7 protein-coding genes are annotated in these 7,073 nt (G+C 65.4%); 3 read left to right on the top strand and 4 right to left on the bottom strand.

All coding sequences use genetic code 11. The features are described 5' to 3' along the window. The coding region (locus JOY90_RS26520; protein ID WP_291694064.1) for a TRAP transporter small permease at positions 1 to 312 on the bottom strand (312 nt) is incomplete at its 3' end. 24 nt (positions 313 to 336) lie between these two features. Then, positions 337 to 1,365, bottom strand: a complete 1,029-nt coding sequence (dctP, locus tag JOY90_RS26515; protein ID WP_291694063.1) for a TRAP transporter substrate-binding protein DctP — start codon at positions 1,363 to 1,365, stop codon at positions 337 to 339. Positions 1,366 to 1,894: 529 nt separating this feature from the next. On the opposite strand from dctP, the gene JOY90_RS26510 reads away from it, so the two are divergent. Together JOY90_RS26510 and JOY90_RS26505 are read left to right on the top strand one after the other, a co-directional pair. After that, a complete protein-coding gene (locus tag JOY90_RS26510; RefSeq protein WP_291694062.1) occupies positions 1,895 to 3,454 on the top strand; it encodes a winged helix-turn-helix domain-containing protein in 1,560 nt (519 codons plus the stop codon). A 301-nt stretch (positions 3,455 to 3,755) separates the two neighbouring features. Further along, positions 3,756 to 5,174, top strand: a complete 1,419-nt coding sequence (locus JOY90_RS26505) for a radical SAM protein (protein ID WP_291694061.1) — start codon at positions 3,756 to 3,758, stop codon at positions 5,172 to 5,174. 50 nt (positions 5,175 to 5,224) lie between these two features. On the opposite strand, the gene JOY90_RS26500 is transcribed toward JOY90_RS26505, so the two are convergent. Together JOY90_RS26500 and JOY90_RS26495 are read right to left on the bottom strand one after the other, a co-directional pair. Continuing rightward, the gene (locus tag JOY90_RS26500) at positions 5,225 to 6,394 is read right to left on the bottom strand and encodes a PcfJ domain-containing protein (protein WP_291694060.1); all 1,170 of its coding nucleotides are present in this window, start codon (positions 6,392 to 6,394) and stop codon (positions 5,225 to 5,227) included. A gap of 291 nt (positions 6,395 to 6,685) precedes the next feature. Then, positions 6,686 to 6,868 carry a hypothetical protein gene (locus tag JOY90_RS26495; RefSeq protein ID WP_291694059.1) on the bottom strand — a complete coding sequence of 61 codons (183 nt, stop codon included), beginning with the start codon at positions 6,866 to 6,868 and terminating at the stop codon, positions 6,686 to 6,688. Here JOY90_RS26495 and JOY90_RS26490 point away from each other — a divergent pair. Next, entirely contained in the window at positions 6,867 to 7,025 is a 159-nt protein-coding gene (locus JOY90_RS26490; RefSeq protein ID WP_291694058.1) for a hypothetical protein, read from the top strand. The two genes, JOY90_RS26495 and JOY90_RS26490, sit on opposite strands and share 2 nt — an antisense overlap. The last annotated feature ends 48 nt before the right edge of the window (positions 7,026 to 7,073 follow it).

Here is a 7,073-nt window from a genome sequence, read left to right as displayed (position 1 = left end):
GCCGTACCAGCCGAGCCCCGCGCAGAACACGATCGCGGCAAGGCTGTTGAACGCCTCCATCCAGCGCTTGACCCGGTCGGGCGCGATGGCGAGCACCAGGTCGGGCCGTACATGGCCGTCGGCGCGAACGAGCTCGCTCGAGACGATCATGATGGCCCAGATCATCAGGTAGACGATGACTTCCTCGGCGCAACTGATCGAATGCTGCGGAAACAGGTAGCGCGACGCCACCTGCCACAGCGCGAGCAGCAGCGCGATCAGGCCGAGCGCGCCTGCCAGGGTCTGCTCGGTCCGGTCCCAGAGCTTCATCATGCTGTGCGGCCTGAGCTTCCGGACCTAGCTGGCTTCGTTCGCGACGGCGGCGACCAACTCCGGCGAGATCCGCGACAGCATCGCGACGTTGTCCTGGAACTTCATCATCGCCTCGCGCTTGGCCGCGAGCTCCTCGGCGTTCGGCGTCACGATCGTGATGCCGTGAGCCTGCGCGGTTTCGCGCGCGCGCGCCTGCGCGCTCGCCATGCTGGCGCGGTAGGTCGCGATATTGGCGCGCCACAGTTCGGCGAGCAGCGTCTGAAGCTCGGCCGGCAGCTTCTGCCAGAAGGCGAGCCGCACCATGGGAACGTACTCGCCGACGAACTGATGGTCCTCCAGGGCATGGCGAATGCCGGATTCCCAGAATTGTCCGCTCGCCACCGTCTCGTGCGAGGTGATCAGCCCGTCGAACGTGCCCTGCGAGAGCGCGAGCGGCACGTTCGGCAGCGGCGTGGTGTTGGGGATGGCGCCCATGAACTGTGTGCGCCAGGCCTGTCCTGCGCCGCCATTGTTGCGGATCTTCATGCCCTTCAGATCGTCATAGGAGTTCAGCGGCTTGCTCGTCGAGTACCAGTTGAAGAAGCCGAGATCGAGCCATGGACCGAGCACATGGGCATTCAGCCGGGCCTCGATCTGGTCGCCGAGCAGCTTGCCCGACTTGCCGTCGATCACGGCATGGAGCATGTCGATCGGGCGGCCATAGAGCACGGGAAGCTGGATGAAATCGGCGTCCGGGATGACGCCGGTCAGCGAAAATGTTCCGGGCATCCCCATCTCGATCTGTCCCTGCAGCAGGGCCTTGCCGACCTGCAGATCGGGAAAGAGCTGTCCGCTCTCGAACAGTTGCGTCCTGATCCTGCCGCCGCTCGCCTGCTCGACGCGGCCGAGATAATCCCTCATCACCACATTGCGGGTATGGGAGGGCGGCGTCTCCAGCGAGCAACGCAGCAGCATCGGCTCGTCGGCGCCGGCGGCTGCCACGCGCAGGGCGGGCGCTGCCACGACGGTGAGTGCCGAAGCCACGAATTGGCGGCGAGACCATGGGCGGGTCATCCGTATTCTCCTCTGCTGCATCCGTTTCGTTGGCGACACGAGTGGCATCTGGGCGGGAAACGCCGCGCCTTCCTCGTGTGATTGTCGGGCGCCCGGCAGGCACGAAGGGTCGTCGGCCTGCCGGGCGCGTTCGATATGAATTCTGAAAAAGCCGTGGTGCGTAAGGATTGGTGCTGGCAATCAATGGGGCCGCCGGCCGCGAATGGCCGGTGGCGCGAAGATGCTATTTCATCGCCGCATGCCCTGAACTGATCCACAAGACGGCATTCGATCTCGTTCTCCTGAAATGGTGTCGAAACCTGCGCGGACCGTGTCGGGCTGCTGCCGGTCTTCGTTGGTCCCGCGAGACGCACCGGAGATACCGGCGGCGGCCGGGAAATACTTTGCGATCGGCTTTATTTTCGCGCCAGAGCGCCTTTGTTATTCGTCCGGCGCATCCTCTCTCGGGAGGATTACGCGCCGCTTTTTCTCTGCCAGCATGGATTCGAGAGCGGCGCTGCCGCCGACCGCCAGTCCTCGGAGGATTTGCGTGAGGTTTCTCTTTGCCGATCACGTGCTCGACACGGATACGCGCGAGCTGCGCCGGGGCGGGGCGCCGATCGCCTTGCCGCCGCAGGTGTTCGATCTCCTGACCTTCCTGGTACAGAATCGCGAGCGCGTCGTCAGCAAGGACGAGCTGTTCGCGGGCGTCTGGCGGGGCCGGACGGTCGCCGACTCCACGCTTGCCACCCACGTCAACGCCGCGCGCAAGGCGGTCGGCGACAATGGCGAGGAGCAGAAGCTGATCCGTACCTTCGCGCGCAAGGGCATCCGCTTCGTTGCCGACGTGGAGCTGCCGCCGAACGGCGCGGCGTCGCGGGTCGGAGGCGCGAAGACGTCGTCACCGCGCATAGCGCTGCCACCGGCCGATCGGCCCGCGATTGCGGTGCTGCCCTTCGTCAACATGAGCGGCGGGATGGAGCAGGAGTATTTCTCCGACGGCATCAGCGAGGATCTCATCGCCGCGCTGTCGAAGCTGCGCTGGTTCTTCGTCATCGCGCGCAATTCCTCGTTTTCCTACAAGGGCAGGGCCGTTCATCTGAAACAGATCGCCGACGAGCTCGGCGTCGATTATGTGGTCGAAGGCAGCTTGCGCAAGTTCGGCGAGCGCGTACGCATCACGGTCCAGCTCAGCGACGTCTCCACCGGCAGCCAGCTCTGGGCGGATCGCTACGACCGCGAGCTTGCGGACGTGTTCGCGGTGCAGGACGAGATCACGGAAGCGATCGCCGCTGCAATCGAGCCGCAACTCTATGCTGCGGAGAATTTCCGCGCTCAGCGCAAGCCGCCCGAGAGTCTCGACGCCTGGGATCTGGTGATGCGCGCACTGTGGCACTTCTGGCGCGTCAGCCGCGACGACAACATGCTGTGCCAGCAGCTGCTGGAGCAGGCGATTGCCCTCGATCCGGGCTATGCCCGGGCGCTGGCGGTACTGGCGGTGAGCCATACGTTTGGTGCACACATGGGGTGGGAGACGGCAGCGACCGTCACGCCGCTCGCCGAACGTGCAGCGCTCGCGGCGATGCGGGCCGACGACGAGGACCCTTGGGCTCATCTCGCGCTCGCCTGCGCTCACTCCTACCGGGGGCGTTTCGACGATGCGCTCGCCTCGTTCGAGGCGGCGCTGCGACTGAATGCCAACTTCTCCATCGCGCAGGGCTACTACGGCCTGGTGCTGTCATGGGCGGGGCGCTGGCGCGAGGGCGCGGAAGCCGCCCGCCGCGCTATGCGGCTCAACCCGCGCGATCCGTTCTCGGCGATCTATCGTGGCGTTGCCGCCTATGCCGCGTTCGTCGAGCGCGACTATGGCGAAGCGATCCGGCTGTCGCGCGAGGGCATCCGGCAGCGCGGCGATTTCGTCGGCGCTCACCGCGTGCTGACCGCGGCCGCCGGCATGGCAGGTGAGACCGAGCTCGCGAGGGCAACCCTTCAAGAGCTGCGTCGCGCTCAGCCCAACATCTCGCTGGCCTGGATCGGCAGCCAACTTCCGTTCAGGGATGGCGAGCGCGAGCATTTCCTCGAAGGCCTGCGCCGCGCCGGGCTGGAATAAGCGGACTGCGCCGCGGACGCGGCTCCGAGCGCCTCTCGACCTGGTCTCTTCACGCAGGAATGACGATCGCCGCCGTCTGCGCGCTTGCTTTCCGCAGAGCTAACGGGCCAGCCTGAGGCCGGCAAAGGCGCGCGCCTACCGATATGCGGGACCGATGGGCGCCCGGACAACGTTCCGAGCACGTTTGGAACGTTTTCTGTTCCCAGGCTTGAAAATAGGGGCTGTGGCGGAGCCGGGGCGGCGTCTCACCTGAACGTGATGCCGAAGATCAAAAAACGGTTGGTGCAAGCAGGAGGTTCTCGTGCGTACTCGCCTCATCCACCTCATCAATCCCAAGACCGATTCGCTGACGACGCGTCCGATCTATTTCAACCGGGCGCTCTATTCTCCACTCGCCGGCCTGTTGGCCGTCGCCGCCTGCATTCCGGAAGACGAATACCAGGTGGTGCTCACGGACGAGAACATCGAGACGATCGACTTCGACCTGAAGGTCGATCTCGTGGGAATCTCGGCGATGACGAGCTATGTCAATCGCGGCTACGAGATCGCGGACCGGTACCGCGCCAAGGGCGTGCCCGTGGTGATGGGCGGCGTGCATCCGAGCTTCATGCCCCAGGAGGCCTTGCAGCATGCGGACGCGGTCGTGATCGGCGAGGTCGAGCTCGTGATCGACAGGCTGCTCGACGACCTCAAGCACGGCGCGATGCGCGGAACCTACAAATCCGACAGGCTGCATCCGATGGTCGGGCTGAGCATGCCGCGCTACGATCTCCTGAAGAAGCGGCGCTACGTGAACAAGACCTTCGTGCAGACCTCGCGCGGCTGCCACCAGGGCTGCACGTTCTGCGCCGAGCCGCTGATGAACGGCCTCAAGTTTCGCTATCGTCCGGTCGACGAGGTCATCCACGAAATGGAGAATTGTGGCGCACGCACGATTTCCATCAATGATGCCGACTTCTTCGGCACGCCGGAGCGTCCCAAGGAGGTGATGCGGGCCTTGAAGGGGCGCGGCATCCGCTGGCAGGCCGGCGTCACCTCCAAGCTCGCGAACGACGATCGCATGCTCGAACTCGCAGCGGAGAGCGGCTGCACGATGCTGAGCATCGGATTCGAATCGATCTCGCGGGAGACGCTGAAGAGCGTGCACAAGCATGTCAATCGGCCCGAGCAGTTCCAGGCCCTGGTGGAGAAGATCCATTCCCATGGGATCATGGTGTTCGGCCTGTTCATGTTCGGGTTCGACGGCGACAACACCTCCGTGTTCGACGAGACCGTGAAATTCAACATCGCAGCCGGCTACGACGCCTGCGCCTATTCGGTGCTGACGCCCTATCCGGGCACGCTGACGTGGTACGAGATGAAGAAGGCCGGGCGCATCGTTTCGTTCGACTGGACGATGTACGATCAGGGGCACGTGGTGTTCCGTCCCGGCGGAATGTCTCCGGACGAGCTCCGCATCGGCCAGAACAGCGCCTACATGGGATTCTATTCGATGCCATCGATCGCCGGTCGTTTTCCGGTCCGCGGCAAGCGCGATCGCGCGCAATGGATGATCTACAATCTGTTCATGCGCCGCGCCTCGCGCACCGAAAACATCGACTCCATCGCGGCGCCGACCGCGGAGCCGAACGTTGCGCCCATGCCGCCGATTCTTCCGGTCAAGCGCGAATGGCGTGCGGCTGTGCTGGAGGCGGACGGTGGCGGGCCGCATCTGATGTGAGGGTGGGCAGCCGGTGTTAAGGGCCCGCGCGGCCGCGACGGCGCAGGCCCTCAGTCGTGGAGCGTGATCCCGCGCGCCTTGGCCCACCGATCCAGGACCTTGCGCTCCTCGGCATGCGGTGCGCGGTTGGCAAAACCGCGAACCTGGACCGCGCGGGACTGGCGATCGACCTCGATCGTCAACAGCCGCTGGGTATTGCTGCCTTCGCGACGGCGGAGCGACCAGATCGAAGCGACCCCGGCAATGCACTTTGCCGCGTAGCTGGCGACGCAGTGATGCATGGCCCGCGTCTCGGCGACCAGATCGGCGGCCGTGCGGAGCTGAGCCACCACATACTCCTCGCGCCTTGACTGGAGCTTGGACGACGGGCTCCACGACCAGTCCGCGATCGCCGCGCCCCGCCAGCTCGCGCTGGACGGCTCGGGTATCCGCGTCGGTCCGCGCACACGATGGTTCGCCGCCTCGGCCCGACGGCGAAGCCGTTCGATCCGCGCCACCGCAGCGAGGTCGCGATGCCACTCGCGCATCTGTCGGCCAAGCGATGCGAGCGTGCGGCCCTTGAGGGTGAACTGCCGGTCGCGCCGGCGGCGAGCCGCGAGGTAATCGCAGAGATCATCCATCTGCTCGACCGTGGCCGGATGCGTGCAGAAGAACCGCACCACCTCCCGCCAGAAGTCGAGCTGAGTGCGCAATGTCCATACGATCCGGGAGTGCGCGATCCTCAGCGCGACGCCGGGATCGTCCGTATAGGAGCGGGCGATCGCCTGCCAGATCGCCTGCTCGAAGTCGACGCTGCCGAGCGGGTTGAGGAAGGCATGGACCTCCTTGCGGGACAACCAGCGGCTTGCGCCCGCCTTGTACAGCGAGCCGCCACCGGCGGCCACGACATACCAATGCTTCCGCAACCGGCTCTCGTCGGCGCCGAGCCCCTCGCAGTCGATCCAGATCTGCTCCAGATGCTCCGCAACGGGATAGCGCGCGAACAGATAGCGTGCGGCAGCCAGGCGCAGACGCGCGGCATCGCGGGTCTTGAGCTGCGGCTTCCAGGCCCAGGCGTCCCGCAGGACGTGGGATTCGAAGTCGCGCTTGACCTCGTCGATCGCGTTCTGGAAGTCCGGCGGAGGCCGCGTTCGCTGCGACACGCGCCGCAGCGAGTGCTGATACGCCTCAACGCGGGCGCGCTCGGCCTCCTGCCGGCGCTGAATCAATGAACCTGCCATGGTCGTTCAACATGATTGGATGACGTTCAGCCGCACACTCTGCGAGCGTCGGCACGGTCTGTGTCGATCGCGACAGAAGTCTCACGGCTGGTCTCCTCGTCGGTTGAACGTGGCGGGTTGAAAGGGCGCTCTACATACATCCGATCATCGATCGGCGCAAGCGGCTCGCTTCGCCGAAAAGCTCGTAACCTTCATCGCGCCGCTTCTCGGTAACAGTTGGAAGCCGAACGTGAGTTGAGGTTCACGTGTCCTCCATCTAGAGCCATCTCAAGGGGACGATCGCTTTGCGATTCAGTGCGGGCAACCTCGACGAACGGTCAGCGCCATCATCTTCGATTTCGACGGCGTCATCGCCGACAGCGAGGTGCTGTCCAACACGGTGCTCGCCGAGACATTTTCCTGCACGCGGCGGCCCGCGATCGGAGTGCCTGCCGGTGAGTGCATCGTCATCGAGGGCAGCACGAGTGGCGTCATGGCAGGGCGCGCCGCAGGCTGCGCGGTGATCGGGCTGCTTGCGGCGGGCCATATCCGCGAAGGGCATGCGGCGAAGCTGACGGCGGCCGGCGCCCACCATGTGGCGGCGGATTATCGCGAGGTGGATCGGATCGTCCGCGATCGACTTCGGAGCTGATTCGGCGGGGTTCCAGGTGTGGCGTTTCAGGACTCGCCGCGGCCGGCT

It is taken from the genome of Bradyrhizobium sp., from assembly GCF_019242285.1.
Taxonomy (GTDB): Bacteria; Pseudomonadota; Alphaproteobacteria; order Rhizobiales; family Xanthobacteraceae; genus Bradyrhizobium.
The sequence above is the reverse complement of the archived record's forward strand: the minus strand, read 5'-3'. Positions and strand labels throughout refer to the sequence as shown.

Excerpts from the sequence above, each read along its gene's own strand:
- dctP (WP_291694063.1), bottom strand. The coding sequence starts at position 1,365 with ATGACCCGCCCATGGTCTCGCCGCCAATTCGTGGCTTCGGCACTCACC.
- JOY90_RS26500 (WP_291694060.1), bottom strand. The coding sequence starts at position 6,394 with ATGGCAGGTTCATTGATTCAGCGCCGGCAGGAGGCCGAGCGCGCCCGC.
- JOY90_RS26490 (WP_291694058.1), top strand. The coding sequence starts at position 6,867 with ATGGCAGGGCGCGCCGCAGGCTGCGCGGTGATCGGGCTGCTTGCGGCG.
- JOY90_RS26495 (WP_291694059.1), bottom strand. The coding sequence starts at position 6,868 with ATGACGCCACTCGTGCTGCCCTCGATGACGATGCACTCACCGGCAGGC.